Annotated in this window: 20 protein-coding genes; 10 read left to right on the top strand and 10 right to left on the bottom strand. The window is 64.7% G+C overall.

Features of this window, described 5'->3' with window-relative positions; translation table 11 throughout:
* Positions 1-24: 24 nt before the first annotated feature.
* The gene (locus tag RCH91_RS09125; RefSeq protein ID WP_306534346.1) at positions 25-792 is read right to left on the bottom strand and encodes a DnaJ family molecular chaperone; all 768 of its coding nucleotides are present in this window, start codon (positions 790-792) and stop codon (positions 25-27) included.
* Between the two features lie 234 nt (positions 793-1,026).
* Between RCH91_RS09125 and RCH91_RS09120 the strand changes: the two genes are divergently transcribed.
* Positions 1,027-1,389, top strand: a complete 363-nt coding sequence (locus tag RCH91_RS09120) for a hypothetical protein (RefSeq protein WP_306534344.1) — start codon at positions 1,027-1,029, stop codon at positions 1,387-1,389.
* Positions 1,390-1,400: 11 nt separating this feature from the next.
* Here the strand turns inward: RCH91_RS09120 and RCH91_RS09115 are convergent, their stop codons facing one another.
* The 7 genes from RCH91_RS09115 to hypB all read right to left on the bottom strand — a co-directional run bounded on the left by RCH91_RS09115 (position 1,401) and on the right by hypB (position 8,323).
* The gene (locus RCH91_RS09115) at positions 1,401-1,805 is read right to left on the bottom strand and encodes a PilZ domain-containing protein (protein ID WP_306534342.1); all 405 of its coding nucleotides are present in this window, start codon (positions 1,803-1,805) and stop codon (positions 1,401-1,403) included.
* A 170-nt stretch (positions 1,806-1,975) separates the two neighbouring features.
* On the bottom strand, positions 1,976-2,833 hold the full coding sequence (locus tag RCH91_RS09110; RefSeq protein WP_306534340.1) for a patatin-like phospholipase family protein: 858 nt from the start codon (positions 2,831-2,833) through the stop codon (positions 1,976-1,978).
* Positions 2,834-2,887: 54 nt separating this feature from the next.
* The gene (gene hypE / locus RCH91_RS09105; protein WP_306534338.1) at positions 2,888-3,898 is read right to left on the bottom strand and encodes a hydrogenase expression/formation protein HypE; all 1,011 of its coding nucleotides are present in this window, start codon (positions 3,896-3,898) and stop codon (positions 2,888-2,890) included.
* Between the two features lie 47 nt (positions 3,899-3,945).
* Entirely contained in the window at positions 3,946-5,037 is a 1,092-nt protein-coding gene (gene hypD / locus RCH91_RS09100) for a hydrogenase formation protein HypD (RefSeq protein WP_306534336.1), read from the bottom strand.
* Positions 5,034-5,264, bottom strand: coding sequence for a HypC/HybG/HupF family hydrogenase formation chaperone (locus RCH91_RS09095; protein ID WP_306534334.1), 231 nt, complete (start codon positions 5,262-5,264; stop codon positions 5,034-5,036). The genes hypD and RCH91_RS09095 overlap by 4 nt, the downstream gene beginning before the upstream one ends.
* 4 nt (positions 5,265-5,268) lie before the next feature.
* A complete protein-coding gene (gene hypF / locus RCH91_RS09090; protein ID WP_306534332.1) occupies positions 5,269-7,551 on the bottom strand; it encodes a carbamoyltransferase HypF in 2,283 nt (760 codons plus the stop codon).
* Between the two features lie 16 nt (positions 7,552-7,567).
* Positions 7,568-8,323 (bottom strand): hydrogenase nickel incorporation protein HypB, encoded by a 756-nt coding sequence (gene hypB, locus RCH91_RS09085; RefSeq protein ID WP_306534330.1) that lies wholly within the window; start codon positions 8,321-8,323, stop codon positions 7,568-7,570.
* A 238-nt stretch (positions 8,324-8,561) separates the two neighbouring features.
* Between hypB and RCH91_RS09080 the strand changes: the two genes are divergently transcribed.
* The 9 genes from RCH91_RS09080 (at position 8,562) to RCH91_RS09040 (ending at position 16,063) form a co-directional block, all read left to right on the top strand.
* Entirely contained in the window at positions 8,562-8,900 is a 339-nt protein-coding gene (locus RCH91_RS09080) for a cytochrome C (RefSeq protein ID WP_306534328.1), read from the top strand.
* A gap of 13 nt (positions 8,901-8,913) precedes the next feature.
* Positions 8,914-10,356 carry a pyruvate kinase gene (gene pyk / locus RCH91_RS09075; RefSeq protein ID WP_306534326.1) on the top strand — a complete coding sequence of 481 codons (1,443 nt, stop codon included), beginning with the start codon at positions 8,914-8,916 and terminating at the stop codon, positions 10,354-10,356.
* Between the two features lie 14 nt (positions 10,357-10,370).
* Entirely contained in the window at positions 10,371-11,495 is a 1,125-nt protein-coding gene (locus tag RCH91_RS09070) for an NADH:flavin oxidoreductase (RefSeq protein ID WP_306534324.1), read from the top strand.
* A 3-nt stretch (positions 11,496-11,498) separates the two neighbouring features.
* A complete protein-coding gene (locus RCH91_RS09065; protein WP_306534322.1) occupies positions 11,499-12,404 on the top strand; it encodes an AEC family transporter in 906 nt (301 codons plus the stop codon).
* Positions 12,405-12,447: 43 nt separating this feature from the next.
* Positions 12,448-13,743, top strand: coding sequence for a putative DNA modification/repair radical SAM protein (locus tag RCH91_RS09060; RefSeq protein ID WP_306534320.1), 1,296 nt, complete (start codon positions 12,448-12,450; stop codon positions 13,741-13,743).
* Positions 13,740-14,486 (top strand): TIGR03915 family putative DNA repair protein, encoded by a 747-nt coding sequence (locus RCH91_RS09055; RefSeq protein WP_306534318.1) that lies wholly within the window; start codon positions 13,740-13,742, stop codon positions 14,484-14,486. Before RCH91_RS09060 ends, RCH91_RS09055 begins: the two co-directional genes overlap by 4 nt.
* Before the next feature lie 80 nt (positions 14,487-14,566).
* On the top strand, positions 14,567-14,854 hold the full coding sequence (locus RCH91_RS09050; protein WP_306534316.1) for a DUF2288 domain-containing protein: 288 nt from the start codon (positions 14,567-14,569) through the stop codon (positions 14,852-14,854).
* 2 nt (positions 14,855-14,856) lie between these two features.
* Positions 14,857-15,579 carry a DUF1847 domain-containing protein gene (locus tag RCH91_RS09045; protein ID WP_306534314.1) on the top strand — a complete coding sequence of 241 codons (723 nt, stop codon included), beginning with the start codon at positions 14,857-14,859 and terminating at the stop codon, positions 15,577-15,579.
* Positions 15,580-15,598: 19 nt separating this feature from the next.
* Entirely contained in the window at positions 15,599-16,063 is a 465-nt protein-coding gene (locus RCH91_RS09040) for a hypothetical protein (RefSeq protein ID WP_306534312.1), read from the top strand.
* Positions 16,064-16,081: 18 nt separating this feature from the next.
* Here RCH91_RS09040 and RCH91_RS09035 read toward each other — a convergent pair whose 3' ends face one another.
* On the bottom strand, positions 16,082-18,562 hold the full coding sequence (locus RCH91_RS09035) for a bifunctional diguanylate cyclase/phosphodiesterase (protein ID WP_306534310.1): 2,481 nt from the start codon (positions 18,560-18,562) through the stop codon (positions 16,082-16,084).
* Between the two features lie 169 nt (positions 18,563-18,731).
* Positions 18,732-19,781: a Fic family protein gene (locus RCH91_RS09030; RefSeq protein ID WP_306534308.1), complete on the bottom strand. Its 1,050-nt coding sequence runs from the start codon at positions 19,779-19,781 to the stop codon at positions 18,732-18,734.
* Positions 19,782-19,901 lie beyond the last annotated feature (120 nt).

The raw sequence follows: 19,901 nt of genomic DNA, 5'->3' as shown, positions 1-19,901 counted from the left end.
ACAGGTCCTTCCGCCGCCAGAACCCTAGCGTGCCGGCGACACCACTGGAGCAGCGGGCGCCTGCGGAGCTGCCGGCGCCACCGGTGCAAGGGGGACCGCCGGTACCCGCGGTGCCGGTTGCTCACGCAGCACCGATGGCAGACCGTCGCTGACCCGGTCCACCCCGTCGGCCTGGGTGAGAGACCAGACGCCCCCCACGGCGCCCCCGTCGTAACCGCCCGGAGGAAAAGCCCCCTGCACCCCGACCGGAGCCGTCCGCTGCACCCCGGTCATGGCGCCATCAACCACGACGACGGCCAGGGCACAGAGAGAAAAGCCCAGATAGAGATTTCTCACCGCCGGACTTCTGCAGGCCGTCAGGTTGTAGGCCAGGGAAAAGAGGGCCGGGACAAGGGCCATCTCCGCCCCGTAGGTCCACGCGCGGATCGTCACCCCAAACCGGGCCGAGGCCAGCAGGGCACAGACGAGCACCACGGCGCAGAAAACGAGATTCGGGACCGACCGGAAAAAGCTGACGGCTGTTCGCGGCAAACCGCACCGGTCGCCGCCCTGCACGGATGGCTGCCCCGTTAGGTCTCCTGACGCGAGGGAGGCATGGTATGCCACAATTGACCGATGGGCCTCGATGACAAGACGCAACCGCTCCTCGGCCCGCCGTTGCATTGCAGGGTCAGCGGAAAACCGGTCGGGATGCCACGCGGAAACCTGATCCCGGAAGGCGCGTTTCACCTCCGCGGGAGTCGCGTCGGGTTTCAGCTGTAACAGGTCAAAATAATGGTGCATATCACTCATGAAACATAAACCGGCTCATCCCCATCGGCCGAAAACAGATTGCCCGCAACTGATTCTGCAAAACAAGGGCCAATACAGCCCGACATTTCACGTCCGGCATCTTTTGCACTGACCAAAAAGTGCTATACTCATCACCATACTACACACCTGCCGCAGCCATGGAAGGTACGGGAGAACCATCACTGATCCCGGCAGATTGTGGCAACCATGGTCAGGCAGCGAAAGGGAGGCGACATGACAGGACGTGAGATTGAAAAGGAGATCCGTGACGGGAAAACGAGTGACCAGCTGTTCATCAAGTGGTGGCGGAAGGAGAACGACTTCATCGACTGCGAACTGGTTGACACGTTTCTTGCCAGCGTGGGGAGCGGTGACGAGTTCGAAGGATATGAGCTCCTGACCATGGACCAGATGTGGGAGGCGCTCAAGGGATTCGATCCCACAGGGGTGTCGCGGGGAGAGAAAGAGGGCCAGGAGGTGATTTTCTGGGAGCAGACACTGGCCGACGGCACCACGAAGAACCGGATTTGCCCCTACACCCCCGACTCGCTCATCTCGATCTATGATGCAGTCACCAAGGGGAACCCGGTGGACTGACCGAGCTGCTGCTACGGCGCGGCAGTGGGAATTTTCGGTTTTTCTTCCTCGGCCGCGTCGTCTTCCTCGACGAAACCGTAGAACTCCTCGATCACCCTCTGACGCTCGACGCCGCTTGCGGTGGCCGGCAGCTCGGCGCGGACCAGGGAATCGATGTCGATCTTGCGGAAATTGAGCCCGATCCCCTCGTCGGTGGCCCTCACCACGCTGGCCTCAAGGCTGAAAGAAAGTTCCGACGACGACCCGTGGAAGAACATGGCCACATCTACCCTCTCGTGGAGGGGGACCTTCTGATCGGTCCTGACAAAGAGCCCTTTAAGGCTCAGATTCTCCACCTCGCCCCGAAACGTCACGTCCCGGTGACGGACAAGCGCCTCGGTCCGCAGGTCAACCCGCTCGAACTTTCTCTTTTCCACCCGATGTCCTCCCTTGGTCACTCAATGCATTACACTTCGTATCGACGGGCACGGCGCAATCTTTAGCAGAAAAAGGAAAAAGTCCGCCGGCAGAGGTGGTTTTTGTTGCCGTTAATCCATCCTAACAGAAAAGCCCCGGCCGAGACAACGCAAATCCCCAAAAAAAGCCGTCAAAATCCTCCTTTATAGCGGAGGTACTTGGCCACCTGGTTGTATCCCTGCTCGAAGAGAAATTCCTTTTCCGTGGAACTGAGGGAGAACGAGAGGGGGGAGACCGTGCCACAGTGGATGGTGATGGTATCCTTCCACCTCCCCCCCTTGAGGAACTCCCGGTCCATGGCGCCATAAAAGATGGAGAGGAGGTCGGCGCCGTAACGCCGCAGGCTCAGGACCGACGAGGTTGGCCGGCTCAGGCTCCGCTTGGCAAAGGTCTTGATGGTGAGGGTTCGGCCCGCGTCGGAGCACTGGGTTTCGATGACGCCCGCCATGAGGGACCCGTCGATGAAGACATGGTCCCGCCCCCGGTGGAAGTACCTCTTCCAGGCGAAAACGAGAGGGATCCCCATGGAGAAGCGGACGGCGGCGGACGCCTTCAAGTCGGGGTGATTGTCGCCGCAGAGGAGATGGGGGGCATGGTTGAGAATGTCCGTGGCGATGATACCGAGGGGAATGCGGAACCCGTCGCCAAGGCGCTTCCCCTCCAGCTTCTCATCCAGCCACCGCTCCAGGGCGTCCCCCCGGCAGACCCCCATGCCGGCCAGGGCGCCCCGGGCCGAAAAGTCCCGAAACGCCCCGATGTCGGTATCGAGGGAAAGGCGGTGGATCTCCTCGGGAGAGAGCCCCGCAGCGTAGAGGGCGGCAACGACGCTCCCGGACGAGGCGCCGATAATCCTCCCCACGGGAATACCCAGCTCCTCCACGGCCTTGAGGGCGCCGATGAAGGCGGGGTAGCGGCTTCCGCCGCCAAGGAACATGAGGGTCACCGGACCGGTATCCGAAACGGAGTTTGTTGCGTGCTGGTTGTTCATGGCGCTCCCAATAGAAACAGGGTTGAAGTGGCTGCGTTCCCGGCGGCGACAGGTTCAGCAGATGCGGGGGAGCTGCTCGCCGGCAAGCATCTCCACGGCCCGCATGCCGCCAACGGAGGTTTCCATCTGCACCCGGCCACCGCCGTCGGCCACGGAGCCGATGATGGCGGCATCCTTTCCGAGGGGATGCCCCTTGATGCAGGCCAGGACCCGCTCGGCGGCCTCGGGGGCCACCACGGCCAGGAGCTTCCCCTCGTTGGCCACGTAAAGGGGATCGAGCCCGAGGATCGAGCAGACCCCCTTCACCCCACCGTTGAGGGGGAGGGCCGCCTCCCGCAGCGTTATGGTCTTATCGGACTGGAGGGCGATTTCCTTGAGGGTCGTGGCAACGCCCCCCCGGGTCGGGTCCCGCAGGACGTGGACCGCGTCGCCCCCGGCGGCGATAATCTCGGCCACGAGACCGTTCAGGGCCGCGCAGTCGCTCCGGATATCGGTCTGGAGGTCGAGCCCTTCCCGCTTCGCCATGACGGCGATACCGTGGTCGCCGATGGTGCCGTTGATGATGACCGCGTCGCCGGCCCGGGCGTTGGCGCCGGAGATGGCGAGATCGTGCTCCACGGCCCCGATGCCGGAGGTGTTGATGAATATCCGGTCGGCCTTGCCCCGGGGGACCACCTTGGTGTCGCCGGTGACGATCCGCACGCCGGCGGCATCGGCCGCCTCCCGCATGGAGGCGAGGATCTCGGCCAGCTCGGTCCGGCTGAACCCCTCTTCGATGATGAGGCCGGCACTGATGAAGAGGGGGCGGGCCCCCATCATGGCCAGGTCGTTCACGGTGCCGTTCACCGCCAGGCACCCGATGTCGCCGCCGGGAAAGAAGATCGGATCAACCACGTAGGAATCGGTGGTGAAAGCAAGCCGCTGGCCCCCATGCTCCACCACCGCCGCGTCGTTCTGCCCGGCGAGGGAAATGCCCGAAAGGGCTGGGATAATGAGGTCGTCCAGGAGCTGGTGGGAGAGCTTCCCGCCGCTGCCGTGGCCCAGAAGGATCAGGTCTTTGTTCACAGGATTCTCCGGCTTGTGTATTTCTTGGTTCTAAACACCACTGCGCATCACCGCCCGTACTTGTAGGCCGCCGCGCAGGTCCCCTCGGAAGAAACCATGCAGGCCCCCACGGGGGACTCGGGGGTGCAGGCCTTCGCAAAGAGGGGACAGTCGAAGGGGTTCACCTTTCCCTTGAGGATCTCGCCGCAGAGGCACCCCGCGTGCTCCTTCGTCTCCTCAACCTCGACGGGAATCGCCTTTTCGGCGTCGAACGACCCGTAGGCGTCGGCGATCCGCAGACCGCTCCCGGGAATGACCCCGATGCCGCGCCACGGGGCGTCGAAAGGGGTGAGGACCTCGGCGATGACCTCCTGGGCCTTCCGGTTCCCCTCCCACTTCACCACGCGGCTGTACTGGATCTCCACCCGGGACGCGCCTTCCACCACCTGGCGGGCCAGCATCTCCACCCCCTGCATGACGTCCACCGGCTCGAAGCCGGTCACCACGCAGGGGACCCCGCACTCTTCCGCCAGGAACCGGTAGGCGTCGGCACCGATGACGACGCTCACGTGGGCCGGGCAGAGGTAGCCGTCGATCTTCAGTTCCGGGTCGCTGGAGAGGACCTCCATGGGAATCGGGATCGTCTTGTGGGCGGCCAGCACATAGTAGTTGCCGAGCCCCTGCTTCTTCGCGGCCAGGATGCTCCCGCCGATGGCCGGGGCCGTGGTCTCGAAACCGACCCCCAGGAAGACGACTTTCCTGTCCGGATTCCTGGCCGCCAGGGCCACGGCGTCCAGGGGGGAGTAGACGATCCGGATGTCGGCCCCCTTGGCCCGCTCCTCAATGAGGGAGGAGGACGAGCCGGGAACCCGGACCATGTCACCGAAGGTGGCGACGATGACGCCGGGGAGCCGGCAGAGGGCCACGGCCCGGTCCACGTAGTCGTTGGGGGTGACGCAGACGGGACACCCCGGCCCGGAGATGAGCCGCACCTGGGGGGGGAGGAGGCTGCGGAGCCCGTACTGGTAGATGGCCATGGTGTGGGTGCCGCAGACCTCCATGAAGGTCATGGGCTCGGTGCGGCCCGCCACGAGCTCTCGTATCCGGGCGGCAAGGCCGAGCACGATAGCCTTGTCGCGGAATTCGTCCTGGTAGTTCACGCCATGTCCTCCAGCTTGAAAACCTCTCTCATAAGACGCAGCGTCTCCTGCGCATCCTCCTCATCCAGCCGGGAGATGGCAAAGCCCGCATGGACGATGACAAAATCCCCCACCGTCACATCCTCGTCGAGGAGCATGAGGCTCGCCTCTTTCCTCACTCCGTCGATCTCGGCAACGATGTCGCCGTCGCCGACGCTGACCACCTGCATGGGTACTCCGAGACACATGGTTCTATTCTCCTTTTCGTGCTGCGTAGCCTGCGACAACCGCCTGCCCCAGGGCCAGCCCCCCGTCGTTGGGGGGAACGAGCCGATGGGTGTAGACGTGGAAACCCCCATCCGACAGGGCCTGGACGACCCCTTCGGTCAGGAGTTTGTTCTGGAAAACGCCCCCCGAGAGGACCACCCGGTCCAGTCCGTCAAGGGCGCGGATTTCACTGCACAGATCCGCCGCCGCCAGGGCAATGGTATTGTGGAAACCACGGGCCATCTCCGCCCCCGGTCGACCTGCCACCAGATCCTCCACCAGTGCCCGGACCATCAGCCGGAAATCGATCTCGGCAACACCGGTGCGGCGGACAATGGCAAAGGGATAGGCAAACATCGTGCCGCTCCCCTCGGCCAGGGCCTCCAGCTCCATGGCCGCCTGCCCCTCGTAGGAGACCCGACCCCGCAGCCCCATGAGGGCCGCCACAGCATCGAAGAGCCGGCCGCAGCTGGAGGTAAGGGGAGAGTTGATCCGCCGTTCCAGCATCTGGAGATAGAGTTTGCGCTCGCCCCCGTCGATCTCACCGAGCCACGGAAGGGGAAGGTCGAAGAGTCCGGCGCCGAAGGCATCGTGGAGATGGGCCAGTGCCATCCGGAACGGTTCCTTCACCGCCGCGTCGCCGCCGGGAAGGGGCACCTGCCGGAAGTGGCCGGCCCGCCGGCAACCGTCGTACCCCCCCACCAGGAATTCTCCCCCCCAGACGGTGCCGTCCGTGCCGTAGCCGGTGCCGTCGAAAATGACGCCGATGACCTGGCCATCGAGGCCGTTCTCGGCCATGCAGGAGGCCAGGTGGGCGTGGTGGTGCTGCACCGCCACCCGGCGGAGCTCCCCGAACCCCTCGGCAAAGGCCGTGGAAAGGTAGTCGGGGTGGAGGTCGTGGGCCACGACGGCGGGAGTTATCTCCAGGAGACCCTGGAGATGTGCGGTCGTCTCCGCCAGGGAGGCGAAGGTGGCGGCGTTTTTCAGGTCACCGATGTGCTGGCTCATGACGGCCCGGTCCCCCCGGGCGAGGCAGACGGTCCCCTTCAGCTCGGCCCCCACGGCGAGGACGCCGGGAACCTCCACGGGGAGCCTGACCTCCCGCGGCACGTACCCCCGGGAGCGGCGCAGGAAAAGGGGATTCCCCCGGAAGACCCGGATCACCGAGTCATCGGCGCGGGTATGGATCTCCCGGTCGTGGACCAGGAAGAAATCGGCGATTGCCGCGAGCCGCTCCCGGGCCTCGGCGTCCCGGTAGGCGATGGGCTCGTCGGAGAGGTTGCCGCTCGTCATGACCAGGCCCGTGAACCGGTCCCGCAGGAGCAAGTGATGGAGCGGCGCGTAGGGGAGCATGGTCCCGAAGTAGCCGTTGGACGGGGCCACCAGGGGAGAGACAGGGTTGTCGGGCCGCTTGCGCAGGAGCACGATGGGGTGCTCGGGGCCAGCCAGGAGCCGTTCCTCCACGGCATCGGAGAGGGCGAAGATCCGCACCGCCGCTAGGTCGGGGGCCATGAGGGCGAAGGGCTTCTCGTCCCGGGCCTTACGGCGGCGCAGTTCCCGCACCGCGGCATCGTTCAGGGCGTCCGCAGCCAGGTGGTAGCCGCCGACCCCCTTCACGGCAAGGATCTTCCCTTCGGACAGGAGCGCCCTGGCCGTTTCCACCGGGTCCCCTGGGAGTTCCCGATCGTCGGCGTCCACGAGCCTGAGCCGGGGCCCGCAGGCGGGGCAGGCAAGCGGCTGGGCGTGGAAGCGGCGGTCCCGGGGGTCCTCGTACTCGGCCCGGCAGGCTGCGCAGAGGGGGAAAGGGGCCATGGTGGTGTTGGGGCGGTCGTAGGGGATGGCGGTGATGAGGGAGTAGCGGGGGCCGCAGTTGGTGCAGGTGATGAAGGGGTAACGGTAGCGGCGGTCGGCCGGGTCGAAGAGTTCCCGGAGACAGTCGGGGCAGACGTCGCCGTCGGGGGCCACCCGCACCGGGCCGGTGCTCCCCTCGCTGTCGAGGATGGTGAAGGCGGTGTCCCCCTTCGGCGAAATCTCCCCGGTGACGACCGAGGCGATGACGGCCAGGGGTGGAGCCTCTCCCTCAAGGTCGGCAACGAAGGAGTCGAGGCGCGGGGCATCCCCCTCAGCCTCCATGACCACGCCGGCGGTGGTGTTCTTCACCCATCCGGTGATGCCGTGGCGCTCCGCAAGGCGAAAGACGAAGGGGCGGAAGCCGACCCCCTGGACGATCCCCTCGATGGTTATCCTGATTCGCCTGACGTCAGTCATGCAATGATACGCGGGATTACCCCTTCACCGCGGCGATCCGCCCGGCGAGCCAGCCATACCAGGCGTCCATCCCCTGGCCGGTGCGGCTCGAGATCTCGAAAATGGTGATATTCGGGCTCACCCGGCGGGCCATCTCCTTACACTTCTCCACGTCGAAGTCCACGTAGGGTAGGAGATCCACCTTGTTGAGGAGCATCACGTCGGCGACGTGGAACATGTTCGGGTACTTGAGGGGCTTGTCCTCCCCTTCGGTGGTCGAGAGAACAACCACCTTGTGGTGCTCCCCCAGGTCGAAGGAGGCGGGGCAGACCAGGTTACCCACGTTCTCCACCAGGAGGAGATCCAGGTGGTCCAGAGCGAATTCTTCCGCCGCGTGGGCCACCATGTGGGCGTCCAGGTGGCAGCCGGCACCGGTGTTGATCTGCTTCACCGGCACGCCGGTGGCGGCGATGCGGATGGCATCGTTGTCGGTCTGCTGGTCCCCCTCGATGACGGCGCAGCGATACCGGCCGCCCAGGTCCTTCAGGGTCCGCTCCAGGGTCGTGGTCTTTCCCGAACCGGGGGAGCTCACGAGATTGAGGACAAAGATCCCCTTGGCGGCGAAGAGCGCCCGGTTTCCAGCGGCATAGCGGTTGTTCCGGGCGAGGATGTCGATTTCGACGGCGATTTTCCGTGCCTCTTTCCCCTCGCCCTGGTGATGATGATGGTGACGGCCGTGGCCGTGGTGATGGTGATCATGGGTGTCGGTTTCGCAACCGCAGGTGGTACACATGGTTCGGGGTCGCCTCCTGTCCTTGATGGCGTGAATGGAACGTGACGAGAGAAAATAGCTATACCTCACCACAACTTACGGTCGAGCCTATAGTATTGGATGAAAAAGGTCAAGCCTCCTGCCACACCCCGTTGTGCCGTACCGCCAAACCTCCCTTCGGGTTTGTTTTGCCCGCTCTTTGTGCTATGCTTGTCTCTATTCTTTTATGGTTCCCCATCTCGCCACGGAGTTCGACCCCATGCGTACAGCACCCCTTCTCCTCGTTGCCCTGTCAGCCTTCATGATCACCGGATGCGCCATGTTCATGTCCTGGAAGAGCATTCCCCCCCCGGGAGGCTGCGACCAGTGCCACTCGATCCCCATCAGTACCAACTGGCAGGTGACCTACCAGGCGGCGATCCTCTCCGACGAGCGCGACCGCCCCTACTTCCAGACCGAGGGGTACACCATGCCCCAGCCCGCCAAGCCGACATCTTCCCTGGACATCCGGAAGGTGGACGAGCTCCCCTGTTTCGAGTGCCACAAATCCCCCACGCCGGCCCACAAGGGACGAATGGGCACATTCCACCACCGATGAAAGAAATGAGTTCATGGACAAATTGTCGCGTAAAACAAAGATCGTAGCCACCCTCGGACCGGTCAGCTCCTCGCCGGAGATGATCGGAAAGCTCATGGAGGCGGGAGTCGATCTCTTCCGCCTCAACTTCTCCCACGGCATCAACGACCAGCGCCGGGAGGTGATTGCCACCATCCGGCGCCTCTCCGCCGCCCGGGGTAAAGAGATCGGCATCCTGGGGGACCTCCAGGGGCCCAAGATCCGGACCGGCCGCATGGAAAACGGCGCCATCCCCCTCGTGAAGGGGGAGATTCTCGACATCATCACCGACGAGGTTCTGGGCACTCCCTCCCTCATCTCCACTATCTACAAGGCCCTTCCCCAGGACGTAAAGCCCGGCTCCCGGATCCTCATGGACGACGGCCTCATCGAACTGCGGGTACAGTCGGTGGAGGGGAACCGGGTCCGCTGCACCGTGGTGGGGGGAGGAACCCTCAAGGACCTGAAGGGGATCAACCTCCCCGGGGTCCACGTCTCGGCCCCCTCCCTCTCGGAGAAGGACCTGCGGGACCTGGAGTTCTGCATCGCCGAGGGGGTGGACTACATCGCCCTCTCCTTCGTCCGGACCGCCGAGGACGTGGAGGATCTCAAGCGGATCCTCTTCGAGCGGGACGTGCACATCCCGGTGGTGGCCAAGATCGAGAAGCCCGAGGCCCTGCGCAATTTCAAGAGCATCCTCCGGGTGGCCGACGCGGTCATGGTGGCCCGGGGGGACCTGGGGGTGGAGATCAGCGCGGAAAAGGTGCCCCTCTTCCAGAAAAAAATCATCCGGGCCTGCAACGAGGCAGGGAAGCCGGTCATCACCGCCACCCAGATGCTGGAATCGATGATCGACCATCCCCGACCGACCCGGGCCGAAACCTCCGACGTGGCCAACGCCATCCTGGACGGCACCGACGCGGTCATGCTCTCGGGGGAGACCGCCTCGGGGCAATTCCCCCTGGAGGCGGTGCGGACCATGGACAAGGTGGCCCTGGACGTGGAGCGCTACGCCCAGATGGAGGACGGCCCCCGCCAGCGGCGCCACAACCCGAGCATCGCCGAGGCGGTGGCCGAGGCCGCGTGCCGGGCCGCAGTCACCGTGGATGCCCGGGCCATCTCGGTCATGACCCAGTCGGGGAGCACCGCAGCACTCATATCCAAGTTCCGGCCACCGCTCCCCATCATCGCCTTCACCCAGTCCCTGGAAACCCGGCGGCGCCTCTCCCTCTACTGGGGGGTCAAGCCGTTCCCCATCGGCACCATGACCGGCACCGACGAGCAGATCGGGGCCGTAGAGTCGACGCTCCTCTCCACCGGCTATCGCAAGGGGGACGTCATCGTCATCACCATGGGGGTGCCGGTGGAGGCCCGGGGTTCCACAAACCTCATGAAGGTCCACAAGCTGGGGACCGGGAAATTTTTCGAGATTTTCTGACGGAGGAAGGGTCCATGCGCAAGGTGTTCGACGAGACAAAGATCAACCACTTGGTACTCCGCAACCGCCTGGTCCGCTCCGCCACCTGGGAGGGGATGTGCCGGGACGGCGGGCACCCGACGGAAAAGCTGGCCTCCTACTACGGTACCCTGGCCCGGGGGGGGGTGGGGCTCCTCATCACCGGCTACGCCTTCGTCCGCCCCGACGGGAGGCAGCTGCCGGGGCAGTTGGGCGCCCATGAAGACACCTTTGCACCCGAGGCACGACTCGTGGCCGATGCGGTCCACCGGGAGGGGGGAAAGATCTGCCTCCAGCTGGTCCACTGCGGCGGCCAGACCACGGCCAGGGCGGCCGGCTGCCAGCCCGTGGCCCCCTCTGCGATCAAGGCGGAGCAGTACCCGGAACTCCCCCGAGAACTCCCCGAAGAGGAGATTGCGGAGCTGGTCGCCGCCTTCGCCGCGGCGGCCCTCCGTGCCCGGGAGTGGGGCTTCGACGCGGTCCAGTTCCACGCGGCCCACGGCTACCTCATCAACCAGTTCCTCTCCCCCCTCACCAACCGCCGCACCGACCGCTACGGCGGCTCCCTGGAGAACCGGAGCCGCTTCCTCCTGGAGGTCTGCCGGACCGTGCGGGCGGCCGTGGGCAAGGATTACCCGGTCATGGTAAAACTCAACGGCTCCGACAACCTGAACGGGGGACTCGACCTGGAGGAGGCGGTCCTGGTGGCCCGAATGCTGGACGAAGAAGGGATCGACGCCATCGAGGTCACCGGCGGCACCCCTGCCTCCGGCGGCCAGACCCCGGTCCGCCAGGGGATCGAGACCCGGGAGCAGGAGGCCTACAACCTCCCCCTCGCCTACCGGATCAAGCAGGTGGTGACCTGCCCCGTGATGGTGGTGGGCGGGCTCCGCACCTTCGAGCTGGTGGAAGGGGTAATTCGCCGGGAAGAGGCCGACTACGTCTCCCTGGCCCGCCCCCTCATCCGCGAGCCAAACCTGCCCCGCCGCTGGGAGGAGGGGGACGAAAGCCGGGCCCGCTGCATCTCCTGCAACGGCTGCTTCAAGCCGGGGATGAAAGAGGGGGGGATCTACTGCGTGGTGGACAAGATGGAACGGGAAAGCCGGGAGTTCTCCCTCTGACCCATGGCCAACATCGTCCTTCTCGTGGTCTGCTTTCTGGCGGGGATGATCCTTCGCCGCACCGGGCGCTTCCCCGACAATACCCCCGCGGCCCTCAACGGCTTCATCATCCATGTCTCCCTGCCCGCGGTGGCACTCCTCCACATCCATAACCTCCGTCTCGACCTCTCCCTCCTCTACACGGTCTCCATGGCCTGGCTCCTCTTCGGCGCGGGATTTCTCCTCTTCCGCACCCTGGGGCGCCTGGCCTCGCTTCCCCGGGAAACGGTGGGTGCCCTCATGCTCGTGGGTGGGCTCGGCAACACATCCTTCGTGGGACTCCCCATGATTGAGGCCTACTACGGCAAGGAATTCCTCGGCATCGGGCTCATCGCCGACCAGCTCGGCTCATTCCTGGTCCTCTCCACCCTCGGCATCCTGACCGCCACGGTGTACTCGTCGGGGGACGTCTCCCTCCGCCAGATCGTGCGGAAGATCCTTTACTTCCCGCCATTCCAGGCCCTTATCCTGGCGCTGCTCCTGAGGCCGGTCCCCTTCCACCCCTGGGCCGTGACCGTGCTCCAGAAGGTGGGTGATACCCTGACGCCCCTGGCCCTGGCATCCGTTGGGTTCCAGCTGCAACTCTCCCAGATGCGGGGGGAGCTGAAACCCCTCTCACTGGGGCTCCTCTACAAACTGGCCATCGGCCCGGCCCTTATCGCCCTCCTCTTCGTTGGGGTACTCGGAGGGAAGGGTCCCGTCATGCAGGTGACCCTCTTCGAGGCGGCCATGGCCCCCATGATCTCCGCCGGGATCATCGCCGTGGACCACCGGCTGAACCCACCGCTGGTGGCCCTCCTGGTGGGGATCGGCATCCCCCTCTCCTTCATCACGCTGCCGGTCTGGTGGTGGCTGCTGCGGGGAGTATAGAAACGCGACATATTCCGTCACACCCGTTCGGTACCGTGTAACCATGCCGGAACTCACCCTTGCGGAAAAACTCGAAATCCTCGCCGACGGCGCCAAGTACGACGTCTCCTGCGCCTCCAGCGGCAGCTCGCGCCGCAACAAAGGCGGCATCGGCAACGGGGCCCAGTGCGGCATCTGCCACTCCTGGACCGCCGACGGCCGCTGCGTGTCGCTCCTGAAGATCCTCCTGACCAACGCCTGCATCTACGACTGTGCCTACTGCGTGAACCGCCGCTCCAACGACACCCGCCGGGTGATGCTCACCCCCGCCGAGGTGGCGGAGCTCACCATCGGCTTTTATCGCCGCAACGCCATCGAGGGGCTCTTCCTCTCCACCGGCGTGGTGAAGGACCCGGACCACACCATGGAGCTCCTCATCGAGGCGACCCGCATCCTGCGGGAGGAGCACCGCTTCAACGGCTACATCCACGTGAAGGTGGTTCCCGGCGCCGATCTCCTGCTGGTTGAACGACTGGGGCGTCTGGCGGACCGGGTGAGCGTCAACATGGAACTGCCGAGCAGGGAAAGCCTCAAGCTCCTGGCCCCGGACAAGTCGCGGGAGGCCATCGTCGCGCCGATGAAACGGGTGGGGGAACTCATCGTCCAGACAAAGGAAGAGCGAAAGGTCTCCCGGAAAATTCCCCCCTTCGCCCCGGCGGGGCAGAGCACCCAGCTCATCATCGGCGCCAGCGGTGAGAGCGACCTCCAGATCGTCTCCCTGGCGGCCGGGCTCTACGGGCAGCTCGCCATGAAGCGGGTCTACTACTCGGCCTTCATCCCCGTGAACCGGGACGAGCGGCTCCCTGCCGTGATCGGCACCCCGCCCCTGGTGCGGGAGCACCGCCTCTACCAGGCGGACTGGCTCATGCGCTACTACGGCTTCGCCGCCGGCGAGCTCCTGGACGAGGAGCGCCCAAACCTGGACCTTGCCCTGGACCCCAAGGCGGGGTGGGCCCTGCGAAACCTCCACCTCTTCCCCGTGGAGGTGAACCGGGCCCCCCTCGAACTCCTCCTGCGGGTGCCGGGAATCGGGGTTCGATCGGCCCAGCGGATCGTCGGGGCCCGGCGGGGGGGGCACCTCTCCCTGGAGGATCTCGCACGGCTCGGGGTGGTCATGAAGCGGGCCAGGTACTTCATCACCGCCCGGGGACGGTTCGCCGCCGATCTGGCGCCGGACGCGGCGGGGCTCCGGGCTCGGCTCACGGAGCGGACTCTCCCCCGGCCCCGCTGGAGCCAGCCCTCCCTTTTCGACGGCGCCGGCACCATGGACCTCCAGTCCACCATCACGGGGGAGCTGTGATCCTGCGCTACGACGGCACCTTTGCCGGCTTTCTCTCCGCCGTGGCCCTGGCCCGGGACCGAAGCGTACAGCCCGAGGCGATCACCGACCGGGAGCCGGACCAGCAGGGGCTCTTCGCCGAAGTCGAGGAGGTGGCGACGGACCGGGAACGAGCCGCTGACCTGTACCGCCTCATCCGCAGCACCCTCCCCCCCGGAGCACTCCAGACCCTCCGCTATGCCTTCCACGCCAGTGATCCCGACCGGGGAACCCTTCTCTTCCGCTACCTGATGCTGGGATTGACGACGGAGCCACAGTTCGGTGCCATGCTGGCCCACGAAGCGGTCATGCCGGTCTGGAAGCTGGCCCGGGCCGTGGGGCGCGAGACCCACCGCTACAAGGGGCTCGTCCGCTTCCAGCAGCTGGAGGGGGATGTCTGGTACGCCGCCATGGAACCCGACCACCGGATCCTCCCCCTCATTGCACCCCACTTCGCGGCACGCTTCGCCGACCAGCGCTGGATCATCCACGACCCGCGGCGGGGGGAGGCGGTGGTCTTCGACCCGGCCCGCCGGAAGTGGGCCGAGACCTTCCTGGAGGTGACCGCCCCCCTCCCCCTCACCGCCGGCGAAGAGCTCTTCCGGGACCTCTGGCAGCGCTACTTCGACCGCCTTGCCATCGAAGAGCGCCGCAATCCGAAGCTCCAGCGCCAGAACCTCCCCCTCAAACACCGGCGACACCTGCCGGAGTTCGACGGGAAGTGAGTTACGCACTCCCGTCTGGATTTTTCCCGCAATGCTGGTATTCTGTCGGGGTCGCAAACAAGCACAGAAGGAGACACGCTGTGAAACCAACGAAGGAAGAACTGGCGCTTCAGGTGGACGTGGCGGAGTGGAGCTGGCTCCGGGCCCATCTGGAGCGTGGGGGAGTGATCGTCGTTGACCGGGACCTGGACATAACAGAGGTGGCCGAGCGGATTGCCCGGGACGACACCGCCACCGTGGGTACCTGGATTGAAGCCGGGAAGCTGTCCAAACCGAGCGACGGGCAGATCGCCAGTTGGGACACCGACTCCGCAGCCCGCTTTGCCACCCTCATCATCAGTCCCTATATCCTCATGAAGGAGCAGTGACCATGGCCGACACCAATACGACCCCTTCCTGCGCCAACTGCAGCGGAGTCTGGCAGAAGAGCGGCACCACCAACTGCTGGAGCAGCCCGGAGAACCGCCCCGGCCAGCCGGCCAACTGCCCGTCGAAGACGTCACCTGACATTATCGACGAGAGCTTCACCGAGTACCGGGGCGACGGCGACGATGCGCGCCTCGCCCGCATGGCGGCCCGGGTGGAGGGGCTCTGCTACCAGAAGATGCCCGGCAGCGACGCCGTGGTGGCCCGCTGGACCCGGGTGGAGGACACCGTTGCCCTGGCGAAGCTCATGGGGTGGACAAAGGTGGGGATCGCCACCTGCATCGGACTCCTGGAGGAGACCCGGCAGCTGGTGACGATTCTGGAGGCCCAGGGGCTGGAGCCGGCCAGTGTCTGCTGCAAGTCGGGAAGCATCGACAAGATGGAACTGGGGCTGGAGGAGAGCGACAAGGTCCGCCCCGGCACCTTCGAGCCGGCCTGCAACCCCATCGCCCAGGCGGAGATACTGAACCGCTGCGGCACCCAGATGAACATCATCGTCGGCCTCTGCGTGGGACACGACATGCTCTTCGCCAAGCACTCCCAGGCACCGGTCACGACCCTCGTCTGCAAGGACCGAGTCACGGGCCACAACCCCGCTGCGGTCCTCTACGGGCAGAATTTCTACTACAAACGGCTAAAGACTATCCCTTTGAAAGTAGAGGAATGATAAACGAGGAGACCTCTCCATGCGTAATTTCGATGACACCGACCGCAAGAAGAAGAGCGGCAGAATTTCGTTGCCGGATAATCCCGGCAACCTGTCCGAGGAAGCCCAGACTCAACTGGAGAGCGCCGTGAAAGCGGCGGTGAAGGACGGCTACGTGACATGCCCCTCCGGCTGGAAGGTGGCCAAGGACCTGGGCGTTTCGCGTCTTGATGTCGGGGTTATGATTGATAAGCTCCGAATCCGCGTCACAGCCTGCCAACTCGGCTGTTTCTCGGTGAGCAAGACCTCCCGCCTCGGCTCGGCCACCGAGCCGTTCAGCGAAGAGATCGCCCGTCGCGTAGAGACCCTCCGGGAAAAGGACGAGCTCACCTGTGCCGGCGTCTTTGAACTCGCCCGTGAACTGAAGGTCAAGCCCATGTCCGTCATGAACGCGGCAAATGCCCGGGGTTACAAGCTGCGGCAATGCCAGCTCGGCTGCTTTTAGGAGTCTTTTGAGAGACGTCTAGCCGAGCCCCCCATCCCTCCAGCGTACCAGCAGCTCGTCCGGCGGCAGGGCGCGGCAGAAGAGATACCCCTGCCCCTGGTGGCACCCCTCGTCCCGCAGAAACCGGGCTTCGGCATCGGTTTCGATCCCCTCGGCGATGGCGCGCAGCCCCAGGGCGCCGGCCAGGGCAATCACCGCGCGGACGATGGCCTCCCGGCTCGGCTCGCCGGAGACGTCGGTGATGAAGGAGCGGTCGATCTTGAGCTTCTGAACCGGCAGGCGGCGCAGATAACTCAGGGACGAATAGCCGGTGCCGAAATCATCCACCGACAGCTCTATACCGAGGGCCCGGAGACTGTCGAGACACTCCAGGGTTCGCTCGCGACCCATGAGGGCCGATTCGGTTACCTCCATCTCCAGACGGGCGGAGGAAAGCCCCGTCTCCGCCAGGACCCGGGAGACCACCTCCACGATATCCCCCCGCTCCAGCTGCTTGACCGAGAGGTTCACCGCCACGCTCGGCAGGTGGAACCCCTGGGCTTCCCACTCCACCACCTGGCGGCAGGCGGTGCGCAGCACCCACTCGCCCAAGGCGGCAATAAAGCCGATGTCCTCGGCGATGGGGATGAAGCGCACCGGCGATACCATCCCCAACTCCGGGCTGTTCCACCGCGCCAGGGCTTCCACCCCCACCAGTTTCCCCGTGGCCAGGTCAACCTTCGGCTGGTAATGCACTGCCAGTTCGCCCCGCTCGATGGAGCGACGCAGCAGCGCCTCCAGATGAACCCGCTCGCGGGCATACTCGCTCATCTCCGGCGCGTAGAAGTGATAGGAGTTGCGGCCGTGGGTCTTGGCATAGTACATGGCCGTATCGGCGTTCTTTACCAGGGTGGTCACGTCCTCGCCGTCGGCGGGGAAGAAGCTCACCCCGATGCTGGCGGAAACGTAGATTTCGTAGCCTGAGACGGTCATGGTCTGGCTCAGGAGGCCGAGGATCTTTTCCGCCACGGCCCCCGCGTAGCGGGGCACCTCCACGTCGTCCAGGAGAAGAATGAACTCGTCGCCGCCGATCCGCGCCAGGGTGTCGGACTTTCGCACATGGGCGCCGAGGTAGCCGGCGACCTTTTTCAGCAGCTCGTCCCCAAGGTCGTGGCCCAGGGTGTCATTCACGTTCTTGAAGTGGTCCAGATCCACGAAGAGGACCGCCAGCTGGCGCCCATTGCGACGCGCCCGCGCGATGCCCTGATTCAGTCGGTCGTTGAACAGCAGCCGGTTCGGGAGGCTCGTGAGGAGATCGTGGTGGGCGAGGAAGTCCAGCCGCTCCTGGGACCGCTTGATGTCGCTGATGTCGCTGAAGACCCCCACGTAATGCCTGACATCGCCGGCCGGGTCCCTCACGACACCGATGGTCAGCCGCTCCGGATAGATCTCGCCGCTCTTGCGCTTGTTCCAGATTTCTCCGATCCATTTGCCGCTCTGCTTCAGCGACTGCCACATCTCGGCATAAAAGGTAGCATCGTGCCGCCCCGACTTGAGTATCTGGGGGGTAAGACCCAGAATCTCCTCCTCCCGGTAGCCGGTAACCTGGGTGAAAGCCCGGTTGACCGCCAGGATAGTGGTCTCGGCGTCGGTTATGATGACCCCCTCCACCGTGTTGTCGAACACCTTGGCCGACAGGCGCAGCTTCTCCTCGGCCCCCTCGCGTTCGGCGATCTCCCCCTCCAGCGCCCGGTTCACCTCCTGTAGCTCCCGGGTCCGCTCGCTGACCCGCTGATCCAGGAGCTGGTTATCCTCCTCGATGCGGGCGAGGGAGCGCTTCAACTCCGCCCCCTGGTCCCTGATGATGCGGTCGGCCCGCCGCACGATGCCGAAAAGCAAGCCGTAGAGGATGCTCAGGACCCCTGCCACCGTGGCGACAATCCGCCACTGGGTCTGCTTCACCTCGGCCAGGAAGGGGGTGATGTCCGAGTAGACCTCCACGACCCCCTCGATGCGGGTGCCTCCCGGCGGAACAAAGGGGACATAGCTGGAGATCACGTCCCGGGACTCGATCACGCCATCGAAGGCGCTGAACTGGTTGCGGTGGGTGAGCTCGCTGGCAAGCTCTCCCTGGGCGGCGGCATGTATGCCGGGGTTGGTGCGCTTGTCCTCGCCGATCTGTCTTTCCTCGGTGGAAAAGACGGTGAGACCTTGCAGGGTATAGATCTTCACCTTGACGGCGGAGGTATCCCTCATGAGGCTCACCACCTCCCGGCGAAGGGCAGCGACCTCGGCACCCGCGGGATCGGGAGCGCGCCCGCCGGCTCCCATTTTCAGCAGCGGCGTCAAACGGTGGCCGAGGGCATTGCCGAACACGTGGGTGAGGGCGGCATTGCGGTCCTCGGCTATCCTCGTGAGTGATTCGACGGACAGCTTCCGGTAGACCATGCCGAGAATGGCTGCCGCGATGATGATGCAGACAAGGCTGGCGATGGAGTAGTGGCGCGTGAGGTTGAACATGCAGGGGCATCCCGACAAGATGAGAATGGCGTAACCATTCAGGGTTACTGAAGGTCCGCTTCTATCTTATCGGCATGGCGGGGGGGAACTTGAGGGGGGTAATTCAACTGCGTAATGCCGACGCCAACTACGTAATGACTGGCCAGTTATTACCTAGTTAAAGATGGCATTACGCAGTTAACTTTCGCCACTTGGCAAACCGCCCCATGCTGACGGGCTCCACTTTCCCTTCCTTTCGCAGCTTGGCCAGAAGGTGCCGGATCATATCCTGACTGACCATCGGACAGGCCCGCGCCAGGTCGGCAACACTGAAATCAGCGACCATCCCCTCGATGGCATTCAGCACCATGTCAGTCTTGCTCCCGGCGCCGGAGGATATCCGGCCGAAACGCCCCTCGAACTCCCGGTAGGCGGCCAGGATCGTGCCGAGCAGATATTCCGTCCAGGGGAGGATGTCGTGTTTGCCCTGATGCCACCCCTGTGACGAGACGTAGAGGGTGTCGTAATATGATTCCTTCGTCTGCTCGACGATCCGCTCCAGGCTTATGTAACGTCCCACCTCGTAGCCGTTGTGGTAGAGGAGCAGAACCGTCAGCAACCGGGCCATGCGGCCGTTGCCGTCGAGAAAGGGATGGATGCAGAGAAAATCGAGCACATAGAAGGGGATGAGGAGCAGCGGGTCCCACTCCTGCTGGCGGATCAGCTCACTGTAACGATCATGCAGCATCCGCATGGCTTCCGGCGTCTGGTGCGGCGCTACCGGCACGAAGCGGATATTCTTGCTGCCGTCGGGGAGGGTTTCGGTGATCTCGTTGGCAGAGGATTTCCACCGTCCCCCTTCCTTGCCCGAATACTTCATCAGATCGCGGTGCAGCTGCAACACGACACCGTCGGTAAAGGGAATATGGTCGTAACTGGCGTGGATGGTGTTCAGCACATCGCGGTAACCGGCGATCTCGGCCTCCGAGCGGTTGGCCGGAGCGGTCTTCTCAGCCACCAGCGCCCAGATGCGTTTTTCGTCGGCAACAATCCCCTCCAGCCGGTTGGACGATTCGGTACTCTGGATCATCGCCACCTGCCGGAGGTTCTCCAGCATCTCCGGAGCCTGCTGCTGGTAGAGCTCCTGTTTCCCCTTGTGTTCGCCGATCTGGCGGATACTGGTGACGAGGCGCTGGGGGAGGACGATTTTTTCGAGATAGGTCGGGGCGAAGGATTTCATAGTCGGTGCACTCGGTGCCTGTTGATCAGATCAATAGTAAGCCTCGTTGTGATCTCTAATCCATCAATTCGAACGCCTGAGTCGCCTTATTGAGCTGGATGTTCATTTCCAAACTTTTTG

Origin of the sequence: Geobacter sp. (genome assembly GCF_030834625.1) — a bacterium.
GTDB lineage: Bacteria > Desulfobacterota > Desulfuromonadia > Geobacterales > Geobacteraceae > Geobacter.
The sequence above is the reverse complement of the archived record's forward strand: the minus strand, read 5'-3'. Positions and strand labels throughout refer to the sequence as shown.